This window comes from Mesorhizobium sp. GW821-FHT07A06, from assembly GCF_059419085.1.
The window spans coordinates 376823-397422 of the sequence record NZ_JBWKRC010000003.1 but is presented as its reverse complement, the minus strand read 5'-3'; the positions used below and the strand labels follow the sequence as shown (position 1 = coordinate 397422).

Below are 20600 nucleotides of genomic sequence, written 5' to 3'. Positions count from 1 at the left end.
ATCAAGAGGCAATCGAACCGGTTGGTTCGAATTATTTCGAGGTGTTACCCCATGGCCGAAACCAAAGCCGAAACCTCAGCCAATATCGAAAAGGAACAGTGCGACCTGCTGGACAGCCTGCGCCGCGGACGCCCTGCGGCCGGACAGGACCCGGTCAAGCGCAGCCAGATCATCGATGGCGCCCGCCGTGTCTTCATAGACAAGGGCTTCGAGGCCGCCTCGATGAACGACATCACGCGCGAAGCCGGCGTGTCGAAAGGCACCATCTATGTCTATTTCGCCAACAAGGAAGAGCTGTTCGAGGCGCTGATCGAGGAAGAGCGCGGCACCATCTTCAAGAACATGTACGACATGCTCGACCGCGCCGACGACCTGCGCCAGACGCTGGTGAAGTTCGGCAAGGTGCTGTCCATGAAGATCACCTCGGCCAAGGTCATCCAGGCCCAACGCACCGTGATCGGCGCCTCCGACAGGATCCCCGACATGGGCGCGCGTTTTTACGAACGCGGACCCAAACGCGGCCATGACAAGGTGGTGGAATTCCTCAATGCCGCCATCGAACGCGGCCTGCTCGAGATCGACGATGTCGATCTTGCCGCCTACCAATTCACCGAACTTTGCCTGGCCGGCCTTTTCCGGCAGTGCATCTTCGCCTACCGGACCAAGGCGCCGAACCAGGATGAGATCGACCACATCGTCCGGTCGGGGGTCGCCATGTTCCTGAAGGCCTACGGCACCGAAAGGCTCGCCGAGGAGGAAAGCCACCAGATGATTGCCCTGGAGGCAAAGGCATAGGGCCAGCCGGGCGGCTCATCGGGACCGGCCCGATCTCCCTTCCCTAGCCGCCATTGGCGGCAAGCACGATCGCGGCCTGCAATTCCTCCAGGCCTTCGCCCTTTTCCGATGACGTCGCCAGGACGAATGGAAACGCCGCAGGACGCTTCTTGATCTTCTGCAGCGTCTCCTCGATCAGCCGCGGCACGCCGGCGACCTTGATCTTGTCGGTCTTGGTCAGCACGATCTGGTAGGATACCGCCGCCTTGTCGAGCAGCGACAGCACTTCGTCGTCCTTGGCCTTGATGCCGTGGCGGGCATCGATCAGCACATAGACCCGCTTCAGCGTGACGCGGCCCTTGAGATAGTCGAAGACCAGTTTGGTCCATTCGTCGACCTTCTCCTTGGGCGCGGTGGCGTAGCCGTAGCCCGGCATGTCGACCAGCGCCATCGGCGGCAGGTCAGCGCCCTCGCCCGAAAATCCGTCCGGCACGAAATAGTTGAGTTCCTGCGTGCGCCCCGGGGTGTTGGAGGTGCGGGCCAGCCCCTTCTGGTTGACCAGAGCATTGATCAGCGAGGACTTGCCGACATTCGAGCGGCCGGCGAAGGCGATTTCCGGCGGCCCTTCCGGCGGCAGGAATTTCATGGCCGGCACGCCGCGGATGAAAATCCACCCGCGCGTGAACAGGTCGGTGCCGATCACGGTGCTGTTTTGAGCGTTCAAGCTGCTGCCTCCAGAAGAGAGATATCGGCGCCCCTGATGGCATCGAGGTTGCGGCCGATCTTGTCCACCGGCCAATCCCACCATGCCAATGCCAGCAGCCGCCTGATCGTCCTGTCGTCGAAACGCATCTTCACCGTCTTGGCCGCGTTGCCGGCAACAATCGCATAGGGCGCAACATCATGCGTCACCACGGATTTGGCGGCGATGATGGCGCCATGGCCGATCTCCACGCCGGGCAGGATCACCGCCTCCATGCCGATCCAGACATCGCTGCCGACCACCGTGTCGCCACGCACCTCCCTCGACCATGTCGCCGGGTCAAAGCCCTTTTCCCAGCCATGGCCGAAAATGTTGAACGGATAGGTCGAAAAGCCTGACATTGCGTGGTTGGCGCCGTTCATGATGAAGCGCGCGCCTTCGGCGATGGCGCAGAACTTGCCGATAATGAGCTTGTCGCCGATGAAGGGATAGTGGTGAAGCACGCATTTGCGCGCGAATTGGTCCGGCCCGTCCGGGTCGTCATAATAGGTGAACTCGCCGATCTCGATGTTCGGCTCCGTCACCAGCGGCTTCAGGAAGCCGACACGCGTGTGCATCGGGATCGGATGCTTGATGTCGGGGTTGGGTCCGTCCATATCGGTTCGTCCGGGAATTGGCAGACAGGCGCATCCGCGGCCGGAGGCGCCTGGTCAAAATAACGTGATCCGCCCTATAGCACCAATCGGCCGGGGAGCCAGTCTCCCGTGGCGAGCAAACTCATTTGTTGCCGCGGCAGATCACGATCGGATTGGACAGCGCGCTGTCGAAACCGCTGCCCTGATAAACGGTGACATTCGAGGCTCCGGGCGGCAGCAGGAAGGTGCCTTCGACGACTTTCTGGTCGCCTGATGCCATGTGGAGAGCCCAGCTAAACGTGCAGAATTGCGGCGGTGCCTTGGGTTCAACGTGGCTGCAGTTCAGTTGCGCGCCGCCCAGCATCGCGGCGCCACCGCAACTGACCGCGTCCTTCGCGACCGCCGCGCCCGGGCACCCGACAAGCACCGTCACGGCTGCGATCCTGATCCAATTCATCGTCGAAGTCCTTGCCGGAAAATTCGCGCCGCGAGGCGTCTTCTCCGCACCGTGGCCCATGAAATTTTTCTTCCGCGCGGCTTAGTGCGTCTTGCGCGCGCCGTCCAGCAGGATTATGTGCATGATGATAATAAGCATGCTCACGAAAAGTTGTCCGTAGATCCTGACCTCCTCCCATGTCCCCCTCGCCAAATATCAGCTTCGTGCTGCACGACGTTGCGCGCTTGCTTCGGAAGCGGTTCGAGCAGCGTTCCCGGACATCGGGGCTGACCCGCGCCCAATGGCAGGTGCTGGCCTATCTCTGCCTGCATGAAGGCATTCACCAGAACAAGCTCGCCGACCTCATCGAGATCATGCCGATCACGCTTGCGCGGCTGCTCGACAAGATGGAGGCGCGCGGCTTCATCGAACGCCGGCCCGACCCCACCGATCGCAGGGCGTGGCTGCTTTACCTGACCCCGCGGGCCCATCCGCTGCTCGATACCATGCGCGGCAACGGCCAGAAAACCCGAGACGAGGCCTTCGCCGGCCTTTCGTCTGAAACACAGCGGCATCTGCTGCAGACCCTAAGCTTGATCAAATCCAATCTGCTCGCGGCTTGCACCCAGCCGGCCGTCGACCGGGAGAACGTACATGGCTGAATCAACATCCCCAAAGAAGCCTGCCGAGGATGACCCTTCAACGGGTCGCGCCGGCGACCAGATCATCCTGCTGGACAGCGAGCGCGAACAGAGGCGCGCCAATGTCGTCATCGACAATGACGAGCTGGAAGCTCCGGTTGCGCTGGAACCCGCGGCACTCGAGGCTCCGGCCAAGGAGCCGCAGCCACAGCAGGCCCCTGCCGCCCTTGCCCCTCCTGCTCCTGCCCCGGCCAAGCCGAAGCGCGGCCTGACGCGGCCGGTGCTTTTTGCCCTGCTTCCCGTCGCGCTGGCCGTCGGCGGCTATTATTACGTCACCGGAGGCCAGGTGATGACGACCGACAATGCCTATATCCAGGCGCAGTCGCTGGGCGTGTCCACCGACGTCTCCGGCACCGTGCAGGAGATCGACGTGCACGAGAACCAGGCTGTAAAGAAGGGCGACGTGCTCTTCCGCCTGCGGCCCGCCTCTTTCGAAACCGCTCTTGCAGCCGCCCAGGCCCAGCTCGGGACCGTGCGCAATCAGGTACTGACCCTGCAGGCCAGCTACCAGCAATCGCTGTCGCAAATCGAGCAGGCCGAGGCCGACATTCCCTACTACGAGGCCGCCTTCCAGCGGCAGCAGGATCTGCTCAAGACCTCGACCGCCTCCAAGGCGACTTTCGACAGCGCCCAGCACGACCTCGTCGCCGCGCGCCAGAAAGTGTCCGTCGCCAAGGCGCAGGCGCAGGCCATGCTTGCCCAGCTGGGCGGCGATGCCAGCCAGCCGGTGGAAAAGAACCCCTTCTACCTGCAGGCCCAGTCGGGCGTCGATGACGCGCAGCGCAACCTCGGCGATTCGGTGGTCAAGGCGCCGTTCGACGGCATCGTCACCAATGTCGACGCGCTTCAGGTCGGCAAGTATCTGCCGGCTTCGCAGCCGGCCTTCAGCCTGGTTTCGTCGACCGATCTGTGGATCGAGGCGGAGCCGAAGGAGACCGAACTGACCTATGTGCGGCCGGGACAGACGGCGACGATCAGCGTCGACACCTATCCGGGCGCCGTCTGGCACGGCACGGTCGCTTCGATCAGTCCCGCCTCGTCGTCGAGCTTCTCGCTGCTGCCGGCCCAGAACACCACCGGCAACTGGGTCAAGGTCGTGCAGCGCATCCCGATGCGGGTGACGGTTGACGATCCCCAGGGCAAGCCTCCGCTGCGCGGCGGCATGAGCGCCGTGGTCGACGTCGAGACCGGCCATGCGCGCGGCCTGCCGGACTTCGTCACCAACCTCCTGAACCGGTTCGGACAGAAATCATGAGCAACGCGTCCGCGGCAGGTGCCACACCGGTGGTCGCCAATCGCGGCGCCATCACTGCTTGCGTGATCCTGGCCGTCATCATGCAGGCGCTGGACACGACCATCGCCAATGTGGCGCTGCCCTACATCCAGGGCAGCGTGTCGGCCAGCGCCGACCAGATCAACTGGGTGCTGACCTCCTACATCGTCGCGGCGGCGGTGATGACACCACCTTCGGGCTACCTCGCAAACCGCTTCGGCCGCAAGCGCATCCTTCTGACCTCGATCACCGGCTTCGTGGTCGCCTCGGTCCTGTGCGGCTTCGCGCAGTCGCTGCCGCAGATCGTCGGCTTCCGCCTGCTGCAGGGCCTGTTCGGCGCGGCCCTGGTGCCGCTGTCGCAGAGCATCCTGCTCGATATCTACAGCGTCGAGGAGCGCGGCTCGGCGATGGCGCTGTTCGGCGTTTCGGTGATGGTCGGGCCGGTGCTGGGCCCGGTCATCGGCGGCTGGCTGACCGAGAATGTCTCCTGGCGCTGGGTATTTTACATCAACGTGCCGATCGGCGCGCTGGCTTTCGCGGGCGTGTCCCTGTTCGTCCTGGAAACCAAGCTGGACATCAAGGCAAGGCTGGACTGGCTGGGTTTCGGCATGCTCAGCATCACCATCGCGGCGCTGCAGATGTTTCTCGATCGCGGCGAGCAGCTCAACTGGTTCTCCTCATCCGAGATCATCGTCGAGGCGTTGATCTGCGCGTCGGCCTTCTACATCTTCCTCGTCCATACCTTCACCGCCAAGAACACCTTCGTGAACCCGCGGCTCTTCCTGGACAGGAATTTCGCCGTCGGCATGGTCTTCATCTTCATCATCGGCATCACATATCTCGCCTCGCTGGCGCTGATGACACCCTACCTGCAGACGCTGATGGGCTATCCGGTGGTGACGGCCGGCATAGTCATGGGCCCGCGCGGCCTTGGCACGATGGCGTGCATGTTCCTGGTCGGCAGGCTGATCGGCAAGGTGGATACGCGATGGCTGCTGCTGATCGGCCTGCTGATCACCGCCTGGGCGATGTACGACATGACCGGCTGGACGCCCGATGTCTCGCAATGGACGATCATCAGCACCGGCTTCGTCCAGGGCGCCGGGCTGGGCTTCCTGTTCGTGCCGCTGACCACCATCACCTTCGCCACCCTGGCGCCGGAGCGGCGCGCGGAAGGCACCGGGCTTTACAACCTGTCGCGAAACATCGGCTCGAGCGTCGGCATATCGGTGGTCACCGCGCTGTTGACGCAGAACGTGCAGATCAACCATGCCAACATCGCCACCTATGTGACGCCCTTCAACCAGGCGTTCAGCAACCCGGCGATCGCGCAGGCGATGAACCCCTACACCGCCGCCGGGCGGGCCGCGCTGGACGGCGTCGTGACGTTGCAGGCGACAATCATCAGCTACATGAACGACTTCAAGCTGATGATGATCCTGTCGCTGGCGGCCATCCCCCTGGTGCTCCTGCTGCGCAAGCCGGGCACGCCGGCCAAGGTCGACCACAGCGCCGTCATGGAATGAAGCCGGGCCCGGCTGACTGGGTCGGGACCAGCCACGCACATATCCCACAAAAGGAAACCGGGGTCCTGTGAGGGACGACAGGACCCCGGCCTCGCCGATACGACTTCCCAAGAAACCTGGCACCTCGACGCGAGGCGGGAACGGCTGGCCGATAAAGCCCCAACGACCTGCCGATACCCCTTTCGCCGGAACCCGCTACTTCGGCAAGAGCACCTTGTTGACGACATGGATGACGCCGTTGGACTGGTTGACGTCGGCGATGGTCACCTTCGCCATGCCGCCGGACTCGTCCATGATGTAGAGCTTGCCCTTCTTGACCTCGGCGGTGAGCGTGTCGCCGGAGACGGTCTTCATCTCGTATTTGCCGCCCATAGCCTTGGCCTTCTTCATCATCTCGGCGCCCGAAATCTTGCCGGCCACCACATGCGCGGTCAGCACCTTGGTGAGCTGGCCCTTGTTTTCAGGCTTCAGCAGCGTATCGACAGTGCCCTTGGGCAATGCCGCGAAGGCTTCGTTGGTGGGCGCGAAGACGGTGAACGGTCCGGCGCCCTGCAAGGTATCGACCAGGCCGGCGGCCTTGACGGCGGCCACCAACGTCGTGTGGTCCTTCGAATTGACGGCATTCTCGACGATGTTCTTGGTGGTGTACATCGGCGCGCCGCCGACATTCGGGTTCTTGGCGTAGGCAGGAGCGGCAATCGCCACGCCGGCGACAAGGGCCGAAATGGCGATGGTTCTGAATGATGGCAAGCGCATGTGGTCTTCCTCCGGGTGAGGGCTGATCGGAATTGATAGCCTTTGGAAACGCACACGCAGTCACGTCCCGCGACCGCTCGCAGTTTCGTCGATCACGGGAACGTGAACGGATATCTTCCCAAAGAAAAAGCCCGGACAAACCGGGCTTCAGAGGGAGAGCTTCTATTCCGCTTTTCGCGGAAGAAGGGCGGTTACTCCGCCGGCGACGGTTTCTTTCGAAAGAGTGCGACCAGATTGTCCCACAGCTCGATCTTGGCGCCCTGGCGCTTCATGATCACGCCCTGCTGGAGGATCGAGAGCGTGTTGTTCCAGGCCCAGTAGATGACGAGGCCGGCCGGGAAACCCGCCATCATGAATGTGAAGATGATCGGCATCCACGTGAAGATCGCGGCCTGCGTCGGATCCGGCGGCGTCGGATTCATGCGCATCTGCAGGAACATGGTGACGCCCATGATCAGCGGCCAGACACCAATCATCAGCATATGCGGCAGCGTGACCGGGATAAGGCCGAACAGGTTGAACAGCGACGTCGGATCGGGTGCCGCCAGATCCTGGATCCAGCCGAAGAACGGCGCGTGGCGCATCTCGATGGTGATGTAGAGCACCTTGTAGAGCGAGAAGAAGACCGGAATCTGCAGCGCCACCGGCCAGCAGCCGGCAAGCGGATTGATCTTCTCGGTCTTGTACAGCTCCATCATCGCCTGCTGCTGCTTCATCTTGTCGTCCGCGTATTTCTCGCGGATCTCCAGCATCTTGGGCTGCACCTTCTTCATGTTCGCCATCGACGCGTAGGACTTGTTGGCGAGCGGGAAGAAGATGGCCTTGACGATGACGGTGGTGGCGAGGATCGCCAGGCCGAAATTGCCGAAGAATTTGTAGAGCGTGTCGATCAGCCAGAACATCGGCTTGGTGATGAAATAGAACCAGCCCCAGTCGATCACCAGATTGAACTGGCGAATGTTCCGGTCCTTCTCATAGGCGTTGATCTTGGCGACTTCCTTGGCGCCGGCGAAGATCTCGGTCTCGACGGTCGCGGACTGGCCGGCATCGACATTGATCGCATCGGTGAGGAAGTCGGACTGATAGCGGTGGCGGCCATCCTCGAAAAAGGCATAGCGCGGCTGAAAAGGCTGCTTTTCGGTCGGCACCAGCGTCACGGCCCAGAATTTGTCGGTGATGCCGAGCCAGCCGTCGGTCGACTTTCCCGGCGTGACCTGCTTTTCAGACTCGATCTTGGCGTATTTATATTCGGCCAGGCCTTCGGTGCCGGTCACGCCGATCAGCCCCTCATGCAGCACATAAGTGCTGGCGACGGCCGGCTTGTCGTAGCGGGTGACGCGGCCGTAATTGAACAGCGAAACCGCGCTCGAGCCGGAATTCTGCACCGTGTCCGACACCGTGAACATGTAGTCGCCGTCCACGGAGAAGGTGCGCCTGAAGGTCAGGCCCTTGTCGTTGGTGTAGGTCAGCGTCACCGGCGTCGACGGGGTCAGCGTCGGATTGCCGTCGACACTCCACGCCGTTTCCGCACCGGGCACAGGACCGGTCTTGTCGTTGCCGACGAAGCCGATCTCGGCGAAATATCCGGTGGGCAGCGCCTGCGGGTTGAGCAGTTCGATCTCGGGCGAATTCTTGTCGACGGTCTCGGTGTAGTGCTTGAGCTTGAGGTCGTCGAGCCGCGCGCCGGTCAGGTTGATCGAGCCCTCGAGGCTCGGCGTGTCGATCTTGACGCGCTTCGATGCGGCAAGCGCCTGATCGCGGCTGGCCGCGGTGACGGTATCACCGCCTGGCGCGCTGGGAATGGTGCCTGGTGCAGGTGCCGGTGTTGCAGCACCCGGATTGGCCGCTTCCGCCGCCTTCTTCTGCTCCGCCGCCCGCTGCTGCTCGATCTTGGCGGCCTCGCGCTGCTGCTCGACGCGCGGGTTCATGTAGAAAACCTGCCACAAAGTCAGGATCAGCACCGACAGCGCGATGGTGATGAAGAAGTTCCGGTTGTTTTCCATCGAGAGCCCTTGGCCTATCGTGTTCCGCGAAGTCGGCGGGAGAGTTCGGCCTTCAACTGGCCGAAGGGGGCGCGCAGCGCATCATCACGCCCGACGATGACATAATCATTGCCGGGCGCCATGTCATCTGCGGCATGGGTGCGGACGGCTTCTCTCAGCCGCCGCCTGACGCGGTTGCGCACAACAGCGTTGCCGACCTTCTTGGTAACGGTGTAGCCGACACGCGGCACGCCGCCATCGCCGCGGTCAAGGACCTCGACGAGGAAAAACCGTCCGCGTCGCTTCTCACCACGACGGACGGCCAGGAATTCCGCGCGTTTCAGAAGCCGCTTGGGATTTTGCCCCACTGGCTTGCCGGTTGCGGGCAACGATCTCGTCTCGCTTAGGCGCTGAGCCGCTTGCGGCCGCGGTTGCGGCGAGCCGCGACGACGCCACGACCACCCTTGGTGGCCATGCGGGCACGGAAACCATGCCGGCGTTTGCGGACGAGTTTGGACGGTTGGTAGGTACGCTTCATTTGTTTTAATACCGCGGGGTGCGGCCCTTCTTGATTCTGTCACTTTGTAACAGGAGCTTTGCCGGGCCTGTTTTGGCGCGATCGAAACCGCGCCGGGACGAATGGCCCGAGCGTGAGCGGGCTTATAGAAAGAAGGGTTTTGGAAGTCAATCCGGCGTCTTCGCGACGTGGACGCAGGTTTCATGACGGTAATTTAATGTTCGGACCAAAGGATGAAATTGGCAAAAAAGGCGTAATCGCCTAATCTTGGCCGATCAAGTGATTGTGAAGACAGAGTCGCATGAGCGAAGCCAGCCAAGCAGGGGAAGGGATCGGCACGGCGCCAGCCCCCGTCCGCACGGTGCCCCTGTCACGCGGCCTGTCGACGAAACTGCTGCTGTTGACCATCGTTTTCGTGCTTTTGGCTGAAGTGCTCATCTTCCTGCCCTGGATCGCCAGCTACCGGCTGAGCTGGCTCAAGGAGCGGCTGAGCACGGCCGCCGCCGTGTCGATCGTGCTGGTGCAGGGCGAGTCCACCTCATTGTCGCGCACGGCCCAGAACGACGTGCTGATGGCGATCGGCGCCAAGGCGATCGCGGTGCGCGACGGCGGCGTCTCGCGGCTTCTGGTGGTGGCGGACATGCCGCCGCAGGTCGACGAGCACATCGACCTCGCCAGCGTCGGCATGATCAAGGGCATGACCGGCGCGCTCGACACGCTGTTCTTCGGCGGCGACCGGATGCTGCGCGTCTTCGGACCGGTCGGCGACAGCGACAAGGAGTTCGAGCTGATCATGCCGGACTACTCGCTACGCAAGGCGATGCTCATCTATTCGCGCAACGTCGCCTTCGTCTCGCTGCTGATCTCGCTGTTCACCGCCATGCTGGTCTATGCCGCGATCGACCTGATCATGATCGGGCCGATCCGTACCATGACGCGCTCGATGCTGTCCTTTTCCGAGGCCCCGGACGATCCCGGGCGCATCATCCATCCCGCCGCCCGCGCCGACGAGATCGGCGTTGCCGAACGCGAGCTGTCGCAGATGCAGGAGCGGCTGCAAAAGATGCTCTCCGAGCAGAAGCACCTTGCCGACCTCGGCCTGGCGGTCTCGAAGATCAACCACGACATGCGCAACATCCTGGCCTCGGCACAGCTGATGTCGGACCGCCTGCGCCAGGTCAGGGATCCGACCGTACAAGCCTTCGCGCCGAAGCTGCTGCGCGCGCTCGACCGGGCCGTCTCCTATTCGGAAGGCGTGCTTCACTATGGCCGCACGCAGGAGCCGCCGCCTTCGCGCCGCAGGGTGCGGCTGCGCCAGCTGGTGGAGGACGTGCACGGCCTGCTCGACATCGAGGAGGGCATCGAGTTCATCAACGCGGTCGAGGCGGCTTTCGAGGTGGATGCCGATTCCGACCAGCTGTTCCGGGTGCTCACCAATCTGTGCCGCAACTCCGTGCAGGCGATGGCGGCGGACACTGAGAGCGCGTTGGTGCGGCGGCTCGCGGTCTCGGCAGAACGCATGGGCAGTGTCAGCCGCATCGCCGTCACCGATACGGGTCCCGGCCTGCCGCCGAAGGCGCGCGAGAACCTGTTCGCGGCGTTCCGCGGCTCGGCGCGCAGCGGCGGCACCGGTCTTGGCCTGGCGATAGCGCACGAACTGATCCGTGCCCATGGCGGCACGGTGGAACTGGTCGAATCGATTGGCGGGCGCACCACTTTCGCCGTCACCATCCCCGACCAACCGGTGCGGCTCGACCAGGCGCGCGGCAGCCTGCGCCGTCCGGCGTGACGGCCGTGGTGGTGCTTTCCTAGAGCATTTCACCGTTTCACGGAAACGGCGAACTGCTCTAACTCATTGTTTTAACGCAACTCCGGACGGAAAACCGTTTCACACTTTTCCTGGAATTGCTCTAAGGCGCTCGCCTTTCGGGCCTGAGGCTTTTGATGGCCTTCCCCGCGACTTTTCCCGTTCGGATTGAAATCAGACCGGCTCGTCGGCCGCTTCAAAGCCTCCGGTGCGGGGCTGTCATCGCCAGATGACACACTCACGACAAAACTTTTGCCGGATCGGCTTGCTTTTCCCAAATTCAGTCGCTAGGGAACTGCACACATTCGTGGCCGGTCCTCAGGATCGGATCGCGGGGCCGTCGAAAACATGGCCTGATGCGCGCCCGTAGCTCAGCTGGATAGAGCACCAGACTACGAATCTGGGGGTCAGGAGTTCGAATCTCTTCGGGCGCGCCATTTCATCACACTGAAATCGTTGTATTTTTTGGCCATTCGAGATGGGATGTGCCGGCTTAGGTTCTGGAATTTAAGCCGGTTTTGGGTGAAGGCCGATAGCCACCTCAATATCCGGGCTGCCCGCGGCGGCCCGTCGATCACGACAAGATCGACGTTGCGCAGGCACCGGCGGCAAGCCGGCCGGAAGCATCGCGATTCCGAGCCGGATGGCCCGGCAGGACGATCTTGTGGTTGACCAGGACGCAAACAGGACGTCGGAGAATCGCCCGGTGCGCACGGCTTCCAGCATCGTTGCTCGCCCTCACGTCGGCGAAACCGCAGACCGGAATTGGCTGGCGGCGACACGGCGGAACAGCCACGGCGCGAACGACAAACAGGACGGCGAGAATGGTCCAACGGCCGCGCATTCTCTTCCCCCACCCGCGAATTATACCGTTGGCCGGATGTTCTGGTTCAGGCGGAAGAAATTGCTCGGATCGTATTTGTTCTTCAGCGCTACGAGCCGCGCATGGTTCTCGCCGTAAGCCGCGCGGACCCGATCCTCCCCTTCATCACCGAGATTGTTCGCGTAGACGCCGCCGGTCGAATAGGGGCTGATGGCGCTCCACAGCTCGCGAGCCCAACGGATATTGGCCTCGTCGTCCGCCGGGTCGTCCCAGATTGCGAGCGGGAAGCAGTCGTACTGTGCGTGGCGGTTGGCATAGGGAGAGGCGGATGGTGGGACACGGGCGATCGCGCCGCCAACCTGCTGGAACACCAACAGCGCGGAAGGCGAAGGGGCCTTGGGGAAGATTTCCAGGAGCGCGTCGATCGCGCCGTCGCTGATTTCGCCGAGGAACTGCGCTTTCCAGTAATAGCGCCGCCCGCGCGGGAAAAGACTGTCGCCGGCGGACTGAATCTCAAGGTAAGGACGGATAGCGAGGTTGCTGTCGATGGGCGAGCCGAACTTCATCAGCGGAGCGATGATGTCCTCGCCGGCTTCCGGACGGCCGGCATGGCAGGCCGAAATACTGAAGGCTCGTTCACCTGTCGGAAGGGAGACGAGGGCGGCGTCGACGCTGAGTTCATCGGGGGCTCTGCGGCAGAATTCGTGATAGAATTTCATCGCGCCGCGAGCGTGATCGTAGCGGTGAAGAACCGAGCCGACCAGCAGACCAGGACCGACGGCGTGTAACTGATATTCGAACGCCGTAACGATGCCGAAATTGCCGCCTCCACCCCTCAGCCCCCAGAACAGGTCGGGATTTTCCGAGGCGCTGGCGCGCACCATACGGCCATCGGCGGTCACCACGTCGGCGGCGATGAGATTGTCGCAGGTGAGGCCATATTTGCGGCCTAGCTTGCCGAAGCCGCCGCCCAGTGTCAGCCCGGCAATGCCGGTATCGCCATTGACGCCCATCGTCGTTGCCAGGCCGTGGGCCTGCGTCGCCGCATCGAACTCGCCAAGGCTAAGGCCCGCCTCGGCCCGCACGACGCGGCGCACCGGGTCAACCTCGATTGCCTTCATGCGAGACAGGTCGATGACGATTCCGTCGTCGCAGACCGAGAGCCCGGCAACGTTGTGCCCGCCACTTCGAACGGCCACGGGATTGTTCGTTGTCCTGGCGAATGTCACCGTCTGGATGACGTCGTCGGCGTTGGCGCAATAGACGATCGCGGCTGGTCGTTTGTCGATCGCCCCGTTCCAGACCTTGCGGGCCTCGTCATATGTGCGGCCTCCCGGCAGGACCAACTCGCCGCTCAATTTGTGTCGAAGCCAATCGAGCGCCGACATGGCGGGACGGGATTTGCCCGAGACAGAGTCCGTCAGCCGCTTCTGGTCCATTGGAGTAAGCCTCCGTTCTTGCCGGACAATGGTCTCATGGGAGTGCGATCTGCCGCAAAATCGAAGATTTCAGCTGGTCGATGAGAGAAATTCATCTAGACTGGTAGAATGAGGAAGCTACCGCCGCTGCGCTCGCTGCACGCCTTCGAGGCGGCCGCGCGGCATGGTAGTTTCAAGACCGCCGCCGCGGAACTTGGTGTGACACCGACCGCTATCAGCCACCAAATCCGCTTGTTGGAGGAGCAGTGCGGTCGACTGTTGTTTCAGCGACGGCCGCGACCTCTCACGCTGACGAGCGCGGGGGCAAGCTTGTTTCCGGCTCTGCGCAATGGCTTCGATGTTCTTGCCGGCGCGATCGCCGCGCTCTCCGAGCCCGATATCCATGGGCCTCTGCGGGTTACAAGCCCGAGCGCCTTCGCAAGTCGATGGCTTGTTCCGCGTCTGCCGAAGTGGCGAGAAGCAAATCCGGGCGTGCCCTTGGAGATAATAGGGACGGACGCGGTGCTCGATCTGCGTGCCGGCGCCGCGGACGTGGCGATCCGCTATGCACGTCAGCCGCCTTTGGATTTCGCCGCGCGGGAGGTCTGTCGTGATGCGTTCTTTCCTGTTTGCAGTCCGGGTCTATTGATGCGCGAGGCGCGGCCGGTTCAGCGCGTTGCCGATCTGCTGCGCTTTCCGCTGATCCATTTCGATTGGATGAGCCGCGATCCGGACGCTCCGACCTGGCGGCGATGGCTGGCAATGGCGCGTTCGATTGATCCCGATCTGAAAATGGACAAGGCATGGGATCTGAGCTTTCGCGAGGAGATTCATGCCATCGACGCGGTCGTCGCTGGCCAGGGTATTGCGATCTGCAGCGATATCGTCGTCAGCCAGGAATTGGAGAACGGAGTCCTCGTCAAGGCACATCCGTTATCCCTGCCGGGATATGGCTTCTACGTCGTCTCGATGCCTCACGGTGCGCGGGCGGCGGCGATCGAGTCGTTCTCGGCCTGGATGAGATCCGTTATTTGAGCGGAGATCTCTCCGGCACGATGTAAACACCGCTTCGAGATCTATTTCGATTGGAAGCCATCACGCGACCTACCGGCTTGGCGATGGCGGTGGCGCCCGGCCGGATCGACGTTGACGTCACGACAGACGGCGGTGAGACGCGCCTGGCCTGGCGCGAGACTGGGCGCCCTCAGCCTTCGCTCGGCGCAGCCGCCGGGTTCGGCAGCCGGCTCGAACGGGGGCTGGCAAGCGCATTGGGGGCTGCAATCGAGCGCGACTGGCAGCCGGCGGGGCTGGTCGTGTCTATCGCCGTGTCGAAGGCGGCGATCTGCGTCTAACCGGCCGTCAGGTTGCGTGGAGACCGCCTGCGATTGCAGGGAGATGTCAGCCCGCGATTGAGCTGCCTTGCCACCCGTTCGCTGCTCGCACTGGCACGGCTAATCCGCTCACACGGTCGACATCAACGGGCTGCCTCGCCGCATCCACGCGCCGGCAGCACCTCCTGCCAGGATTCCGTCCATGACCGACAAACGACCGAACCTGACCCGCGCGACCGGCGCCCGCGAGAGTCCGATCGGTCAGGACGCTGGATCATGAGACGTTCATGCGCTCTGCAAAAACCAATTGCCAGACAGCGTCAGGCAATCTAGACTGATTGCATAACGCAACCAGCAGCGCGCGGATGTGCCGTGCGAGGAAGGGGAATGTGTGGCAAAGCTCGTGTTCGGAATGAACCAGTCCCTGGACGGCTACGTCGACCATACGGGATTTGCGCCACCCCCCACGCTCTTCCGCCACTTCATCGAGGAGGCTCAGAAGCAGGCGGGCAGCGTGTATGGTCGCCAAATGTATGAGATCATGCGTTACTGGGACGACGATCATCCTGAATGGGATGCGGAGCGACAGGCCTTCGCGGCGGCGTGGCGGAACCAGCCCAAATGGGTCGTTTCGCGCTCGCTGAAGTCGGTCGGCCCCAAGGCCAGGCTGATCGAGGATGATCTCGAAAGTGCTATCCGCGATCTGAAGGCCGGGAGCGACGGGGAGATCGAGGTTGCTGGTCCGACCTTGGCGCAAAGCCTCACAGAGCTTGGCCTGATCGATGAATATCGAATCTACCTGCACCCCGTCGTGCTTGGTCACGGCAAGCCATATTTCGCCGGCCCCCGACCGCCGCTCCGCCTTCTGACTCACGATCGGATCTGCGAGGACGTGATCCGGCTGACCTACGTTCCAGCTTGATTGCGCTAGGGATAACCGAAGACATCATCGCCGGGCTTGGCAAGTTCAGGGGCCTTCTGGTCATTGCGCGGAACTTCTCCTTCCAGTTCCGCGGCAAGGCCAATGAACGTGACCGGGGTGGCGGAAAAGCTTGGCGTTAAATACATCGTCGAAGGCAGAGTGCGAAAGACCGGCAACCGAGTCAGGTGACTGTGCAGCTGATCGACGCGTCCTCGGCGGTCCTTATCTGGGGCGAGCACTACGACCGCGAACTCGACAACATTTTCGCCATTCAGGACGACATCACCCGAATGATCGCGGCCCGTCTGGCTCGGCAGGCTAGAACCGCGATCGCGTCGCGCCCCATGCGCACGGACGCTCCTGTTCGGGCTAAGCGGCTGGCTACCGGCCATCCTTTACTGGCTAATCGGGATTTGACTCAGAAGAAGGTCGGCATAGAGTCGATGGAGGTTGCCCATCTGCCATCAATTTCGTCGACGCAGGCCGGCGAGATGGAAGTTGGAAGGGAAAAGGGTGTCGGAAAGTCGAAGCCAGGAAGCGTGGGAAGCGGCAGCCTTTGCGGAGGATTTCCGCGGAGGTGTCTTCGCCGCGCAGCAGCGGCTGCGTAACCGACTCCTTGATCGCGGTGTAATCCGACGCGCACAGGCGCGCGATCTAGCCGCCCACATGCTCCTTCATCTTGATGACCTTCCAGGCTGCTGGTTCATTGCCACAAACTGGCTGCGAGCCGAGCTTGGATGTCAGCGCGTTGACACCGGTTTTGGATTGCGTGAGGCTAGGGATTATTTCCCCGGCTTCGCGGAAGCGAAGGACGCGGACTACGACGTTCCCTCTTTCGGCGGTGGCGGGGCTGTCGATAATCGCGATCCTGCGATGCAGGCCATGTGGCTGGAGCCGCACCCATTGATCTTTGCCGATATCAAGCAGGACAGTCGCATCACGATGCGACTACGACAAAGGATGTCGGGGGCGAGGACGAAATCAAAGTTCGCTTGGGCGCTTCGGACCGGACGCGGCAGCTACGGCCTGATTTGCGCTGACTGGACCGAGCACCTTGTTCCTTGGGAATCCGGTCTCCACGATTGCTTCGAACACACGGTGGTCGATGTCCTCAACCCGATCATCTCCGTTGCCAAGGAGATCGCCGATCACGACACGACGACCGGGAATGGGGACGAGGTACGGCGGAGCTATCATTTGGCCTTGTCAGCGCGCCTTACGGGCACAGCGTCGCTGGCAACGCTGACACTATCCGAGATCGAGATCGCCAGACTGGTCGCAAAGGGCCTGAGCTACAAGGAAATAGCCAGAATTCGCCGCAGGTCTTTCTCCACGATCGATCATCAGCTCAGGAGTATACGGCGGAAAACCGGTGTCTCCAGCACATCCGCCCTGGTCAGCTTGCTCGCAAGGTCTGACTTCCCCTTGGCCTGAAGAACGGTCGGTGTCGCGTTGTAGGCATTCGCGTCCGCAAGCGGCGGAAAACGCCCTCAATAGGAATGCCCCGCATTCTCAGATTGTTGGATCGATAACGCGATCCCTCATCGATCCCAGTTCGCATCGCGAACCTTCGCGATAGATGGCGCCCGACGTCCTTTGGTAAATCCGTAAGGCACATGATCGTGCAACGCTGAATCACCTCTCACGGGTGATTTGCCGAGGGAGGAGACGCGATGACCAAACGATTGCTTGCGGCAGCAGCGCTAATGGCTTGCTTGCCGACGCTCGGCGTGGCCGAGGGTCTCGGCAGCAAATCCATACTTACCTATGATGCCGCCGAAAGGATGATCGCGGCCTGCTTCGCCGCTCAGGCCGCCGCCGGCTATCCCAAGGTCAACGTCGTCGTGGTCGACGACGGCGGGCGGCTGATTGCCGCCGCGCGACAGGATGGGGCCTGCAAGGCCTGCACCGACATCGCTCAGAACAAGGCGATCACCTCCTCCCTCTACGCAGCCCCCACCCGGGCGATGGCCGATCTATCGTTCGGCGTGAAGCGCGACGGCGTGGACGCTGGCTTGCCAGGTGCGGCCTTTGTTCCCGGCCTCGTGGCCTTTGCCGGCGGTCTTCCAATCAAGACCGTGGCCGGTGACGTCATCGGCGGGATCGGCGTCAGTGGCGCCAGCGAGGATGAGGACGAAGGCTGCGCGCAGGCGGCCGTCGATGCCGTTTCGAAAAGCCTGAACTGAGAGCGGCGCGATGGTCGACAATCCGTTCTATGGTCCCGAAACGCAGGGCGACTACAAGCTTCACGATCTCGGCAACCTGATCCTTGAAAGCGGAGAAACGCTACGCGGCGCAAAGCTGGCCTACCGCACCTTCGGAACACTGAACGCTGAGAAGTCCAATGCCGTCCTGGTGACCACCTGGTTCTCCGGAACCGGCAAGGTAATGCAGGACGTTTATGTTGGTCCGGACCATGCGCTTGATCCGAACCGGTACTTCATCGTCATCGTGGATCAACTCGGCAGCGGCGTCTCGTCTTCGCCGCAGAACACGCCCCCACCACAGGCGATGGCGAAGTTCCCGAAGCTCTGCATCGGCGACGATGTCCGCGCGCAGCATCGTATGCTGACAGACCTGTTCGGCATCGAACGGCTGGCGCTCGTGGTCGGCGGGTCGATGGGCGGACAGCAGGTCTATGAATGGGCGGTCGTTCATCCGCGGATGGTTGAACGGGCGGCGCCGATCGCCGCAACCGCTCGCATTTCGCTGCATCAGCAGGTCTTTGTCGAAACGCTGAAGGAGGCGATCACGTCCGACCCGCGCTGGAACAGCGGCTGGTATGCCTCGGGCCTTGTCGTGCGCGAGGGTATGGACCGAATGGCGCGGATCGTGGCGACACTCGGCTGGTCCACGCAGTTCTACCAAGAGGAGCGGTGGCGCAGCGTGGTCGGCATGTCGTCGCTGGATGATTTCATCAATGGCGTGATGAAGGCCTATTTCGAGCCGATGGACCCCAATGTCCTATTGTGTGAGATGCACAAGTGGCAGCGGGCGGATGTGTCTCGACACGCGGGAGGTGATCTTGCCGCGGCGCTGGCTCGGGTCGAGGCAAGGACGATGGTCATGCCCATCAGTCATGACGGCTTCTTCCCGCCGCACGAATGCGAGGCCGACTGTCGCCTTGTACCGGGCGCGCTGTTCCGGGTGATCCAGTCGCCCGAGGGTCACATGGGCCTGAACGGGTTCGAGCCGGGATACATGGAACAGGTGGACCGCCATCTGAACGAGCTGCTCGCCGCCTGACGACACTGCAAACCGAGTTTGACCGCCCCTGAGCGCCATCGCTCGGGGGAACGGAGGGGCACGCCCCGATGACCGCGCCGGAGGACGCGCCAGAAGATGCAACCTACTAAAGACAAGGTGCTGAACGTCAGAGGCGCCACCAAAACCTATATGACTCAGTCGGGCGACGTTCACGCCCTCAAGGACGTCGATCTGACGGTGCGGCCGGGCGAATTCATCTCGGTTGTTGGGCCATCCGGTTGCGGCAAGACCACGCTGCTCTGGTCAATCGCCGGGCTTCACAAGCTGACCTCGGGCGCGATCGCACTCGGCGAGGCATGGATTACGCGCCCGCATCCCAGCATCGGCATGATGTTTCAGGAAGCGAACCTCCTGCCCTGGCGGACCATTCGCCAGAATATCGAGCTGCCGTTCGAAATCCGGAGGCAACGCCCGGATGCCGCGCGGATCGATACGTTCCTTGAGCGTGTCGGCCTCGGCGGCTTCGGCGACAAGATGCCCCGCGAATTGTCCGGCGGCATGCAGCAGCGTGCGTCCATCGTGCGCGCACTGGCGAGCGATCCGACGGTGCTCCTGATGGACGAACCGTTCGGAGCCCTCGACGCCTTCACGCGCGATGAGATGAACAAGCTGGTCGAGGAGATCTGGCTGGAATCCCGCAAGACGGTGATCCTGATCACCCACTCCATCGCCGAGGCGGTGTTCCTGGCCGACAAGGTCTACATCATGAGCGCGCGCCCGGGCCAGATCGCGCGAATGGTCGATATCCCGTTTCCGCGGCCAAGGTCGCTCGACCTCATGGAGACGCGCGAGTTCTTCGAACTCGTCAACATGATCAAGCACGACATCAAGCACCAGCCGTCGGCGAAGCCTGCGGCCGCCATCGCGGGATGAGGAGGTCCATCATGAGCATAACGACCCAGACCGGTGCCGGCATCGTCGGCGCAACCGGAGTTGCCAGCGGGCTCGGTGGCCAGGGGGCCAAGGAAGTTGCCGCGATCGTCGCCGTGGCTTTACTCGTCATCGGCGGAAGCGAACTGCTGCTGCGTCTGTTTGAGGTCCCGCAATTCATCCTGCCCACCCCATCAGCCATCGCCAGCGTGTTCGCCTCGGCCGAAATGCCGACGATCGCGGAACACTATTCCTACACGCTGATCGAGCTCGTGACTGGCTATGCCATCGGCGCGTCGATCGGATTGGTGCTCGCGGCGGTCATCACGCAGTTCCCCTTCGTGGAAAAGGTAATCACGCCTTACATACTGTTGCTGGTGACCACGCCGATGCTGGCGCTGGTGCCGCTCTTGATCCTGAACTTCGGCTTTGGGTTCACCCCGAGGATCATCGCCGTCGGGCTGGCGTCCGGTCCGATGGTGATGATCAACGCCGCCACAGGCTTCCGGCGTGTCGACGCTATGAAGATCGCGCTTGTGCGGTCTTGCGGCGCCTCGACACTGCAGATCTTCAGCAAGATACGCATTCCGATGGCCATGCCGATGGTGATCGTCGGCCTGATGATCGGGGCTATCTTCGGCATGATCACCGCCGTCGGCGCCGAGATGTCGGGCGGTGGATTCGGACTCGGCAGCCGCCTGACGACCTATTCCTCAACGCTTCGGATGCCGGAGTTCTTCGCGTGCATCCTGATCCTCGCAGTCACCGGGATCACGATCTACGCGTTCTTTTTCTGGCTCGGAAAGAGACTGGCCGGCTGGGAAAGCTGACCGAGAGGGCGAAACGCCGCGTTCGACCT

Annotated in this window: 22 protein-coding genes and 1 tRNA gene; 14 read left to right on the top strand and 9 right to left on the bottom strand. The window is 62.5% G+C overall.

The window, feature by feature from the left end; translation table 11 throughout:
• The first annotated feature begins 51 nt into the window (after window positions 1-51).
• Window positions 52-795 carry a TetR/AcrR family transcriptional regulator gene (locus tag AC07SZ_RS12380; RefSeq protein WP_056573627.1) on the top strand — a complete coding sequence of 248 codons (744 nt, stop codon included), beginning with the start codon at window positions 52-54 and terminating at the stop codon, window positions 793-795.
• Between the two features lie 43 nt (window positions 796-838).
• Here the strand turns inward: AC07SZ_RS12380 and yihA are convergent, their stop codons facing one another.
• The 3 genes from yihA to AC07SZ_RS12365 all read right to left on the bottom strand — a co-directional run bounded on the left by yihA (window position 839) and on the right by AC07SZ_RS12365 (window position 2545).
• Window positions 839-1498, bottom strand: coding sequence for a ribosome biogenesis GTP-binding protein YihA/YsxC (gene yihA, locus AC07SZ_RS12375; RefSeq protein WP_056573631.1), 660 nt, complete (start codon window positions 1496-1498; stop codon window positions 839-841).
• Window positions 1495-2133, bottom strand: a complete 639-nt coding sequence (locus AC07SZ_RS12370) for a CatB-related O-acetyltransferase (RefSeq protein WP_056573634.1) — start codon at window positions 2131-2133, stop codon at window positions 1495-1497. The genes yihA and AC07SZ_RS12370 overlap by 4 nt, the downstream gene beginning before the upstream one ends.
• 121 nt (window positions 2134-2254) lie before the next feature.
• A complete protein-coding gene (locus tag AC07SZ_RS12365; protein WP_494914432.1) occupies window positions 2255-2545 on the bottom strand; it encodes a hypothetical protein in 291 nt (96 codons plus the stop codon).
• A gap of 200 nt (window positions 2546-2745) precedes the next feature.
• Between AC07SZ_RS12365 and AC07SZ_RS12360 the strand changes: the two genes are divergently transcribed.
• The 3 genes from AC07SZ_RS12360 to AC07SZ_RS12350 are packed head-to-tail and all read left to right on the top strand — an operon-like array spanning window position 2746 to window position 6048.
• A complete protein-coding gene (locus AC07SZ_RS12360; RefSeq protein WP_494914431.1) occupies window positions 2746-3210 on the top strand; it encodes a MarR family winged helix-turn-helix transcriptional regulator in 465 nt (154 codons plus the stop codon).
• Entirely contained in the window at window positions 3203-4504 is a 1302-nt protein-coding gene (locus tag AC07SZ_RS12355; RefSeq protein WP_494914429.1) for an HlyD family secretion protein, read from the top strand. Before AC07SZ_RS12360 ends, AC07SZ_RS12355 begins: the two co-directional genes overlap by 8 nt.
• On the top strand, window positions 4501-6048 hold the full coding sequence (locus tag AC07SZ_RS12350) for a DHA2 family efflux MFS transporter permease subunit (protein WP_056573640.1): 1548 nt from the start codon (window positions 4501-4503) through the stop codon (window positions 6046-6048). Before AC07SZ_RS12355 ends, AC07SZ_RS12350 begins: the two co-directional genes overlap by 4 nt.
• Before the next feature lie 195 nt (window positions 6049-6243).
• Here the strand turns inward: AC07SZ_RS12350 and AC07SZ_RS12345 are convergent, their stop codons facing one another.
• From AC07SZ_RS12345 to rpmH, 4 genes are all read right to left on the bottom strand, one after another.
• The gene (locus AC07SZ_RS12345) at window positions 6244-6804 is read right to left on the bottom strand and encodes a fasciclin domain-containing protein (protein ID WP_056573642.1); all 561 of its coding nucleotides are present in this window, start codon (window positions 6802-6804) and stop codon (window positions 6244-6246) included.
• Window positions 6805-6995: 191 nt separating this feature from the next.
• Entirely contained in the window at window positions 6996-8807 is a 1812-nt protein-coding gene (gene yidC, locus AC07SZ_RS12340) for a membrane protein insertase YidC (RefSeq protein ID WP_494914428.1), read from the bottom strand.
• Between the two features lie 14 nt (window positions 8808-8821).
• Window positions 8822-9175, bottom strand: coding sequence for a ribonuclease P protein component (gene rnpA / locus AC07SZ_RS12335; RefSeq protein WP_056573647.1), 354 nt, complete (start codon window positions 9173-9175; stop codon window positions 8822-8824).
• A 14-nt stretch (window positions 9176-9189) separates the two neighbouring features.
• A complete protein-coding gene (gene rpmH, locus AC07SZ_RS12330; RefSeq protein WP_008833937.1) occupies window positions 9190-9324 on the bottom strand; it encodes a 50S ribosomal protein L34 in 135 nt (44 codons plus the stop codon).
• A 280-nt stretch (window positions 9325-9604) separates the two neighbouring features.
• Here rpmH and AC07SZ_RS12325 point away from each other — a divergent pair, with 280 nt between their 5' ends.
• Window positions 9605-11092 (top strand): ATP-binding protein, encoded by a 1488-nt coding sequence (locus AC07SZ_RS12325; protein ID WP_494914426.1) that lies wholly within the window; start codon window positions 9605-9607, stop codon window positions 11090-11092.
• Window positions 11093-11470: 378 nt separating this feature from the next.
• Window positions 11471-11547, top strand: a tRNA-Arg gene (locus AC07SZ_RS12320).
• A 427-nt stretch (window positions 11548-11974) separates the two neighbouring features.
• Here the strand turns inward: AC07SZ_RS12320 and AC07SZ_RS12315 are convergent.
• Window positions 11975-13372: an FAD-binding oxidoreductase gene (locus AC07SZ_RS12315; RefSeq protein WP_494914425.1), complete on the bottom strand. Its 1398-nt coding sequence runs from the start codon at window positions 13370-13372 to the stop codon at window positions 11975-11977.
• Window positions 13373-13480: 108 nt separating this feature from the next.
• On the opposite strand from AC07SZ_RS12315, the gene AC07SZ_RS12310 reads away from it, so the two are divergent.
• From AC07SZ_RS12310 to AC07SZ_RS12300, 3 genes are all read left to right on the top strand, one after another.
• Window positions 13481-14386: a LysR substrate-binding domain-containing protein gene (locus tag AC07SZ_RS12310; RefSeq protein ID WP_056573663.1), complete on the top strand. Its 906-nt coding sequence runs from the start codon at window positions 13481-13483 to the stop codon at window positions 14384-14386.
• A 50-nt stretch (window positions 14387-14436) separates the two neighbouring features.
• A complete protein-coding gene (locus tag AC07SZ_RS12305) occupies window positions 14437-14703 on the top strand; it encodes a hypothetical protein (protein WP_494914423.1) in 267 nt (88 codons plus the stop codon).
• Window positions 14704-15073: 370 nt separating this feature from the next.
• Entirely contained in the window at window positions 15074-15604 is a 531-nt protein-coding gene (locus tag AC07SZ_RS12300) for a dihydrofolate reductase family protein (protein WP_056573668.1), read from the top strand.
• A 5-nt stretch (window positions 15605-15609) separates the two neighbouring features.
• Here the strand turns inward: AC07SZ_RS12300 and AC07SZ_RS12295 are convergent, their stop codons facing one another.
• Window positions 15610-15996, bottom strand: a complete 387-nt coding sequence (locus tag AC07SZ_RS12295) for a hypothetical protein (protein ID WP_494914421.1) — start codon at window positions 15994-15996, stop codon at window positions 15610-15612.
• 106 nt (window positions 15997-16102) lie between these two features.
• On the opposite strand from AC07SZ_RS12295, the gene AC07SZ_RS12290 reads away from it, so the two are divergent.
• From AC07SZ_RS12290 to AC07SZ_RS12270, 5 genes are all read left to right on the top strand, one after another.
• Entirely contained in the window at window positions 16103-17038 is a 936-nt protein-coding gene (locus AC07SZ_RS12290) for a helix-turn-helix transcriptional regulator (protein ID WP_155772478.1), read from the top strand.
• 239 nt (window positions 17039-17277) lie between these two features.
• Window positions 17278-17790, top strand: coding sequence for a GlcG/HbpS family heme-binding protein (locus AC07SZ_RS12285; RefSeq protein WP_081294970.1), 513 nt, complete (start codon window positions 17278-17280; stop codon window positions 17788-17790).
• Between the two features lie 10 nt (window positions 17791-17800).
• A complete protein-coding gene (locus tag AC07SZ_RS12280; RefSeq protein WP_172371404.1) occupies window positions 17801-18850 on the top strand; it encodes an alpha/beta fold hydrolase in 1050 nt (349 codons plus the stop codon).
• Between the two features lie 96 nt (window positions 18851-18946).
• Window positions 18947-19744 carry an ABC transporter ATP-binding protein gene (locus tag AC07SZ_RS12275; protein ID WP_056573684.1) on the top strand — a complete coding sequence of 266 codons (798 nt, stop codon included), beginning with the start codon at window positions 18947-18949 and terminating at the stop codon, window positions 19742-19744.
• A gap of 11 nt (window positions 19745-19755) precedes the next feature.
• Window positions 19756-20571: an ABC transporter permease gene (locus AC07SZ_RS12270; RefSeq protein WP_056573688.1), complete on the top strand. Its 816-nt coding sequence runs from the start codon at window positions 19756-19758 to the stop codon at window positions 20569-20571.
• Window positions 20572-20600: the final 29 nt, after the last annotated feature.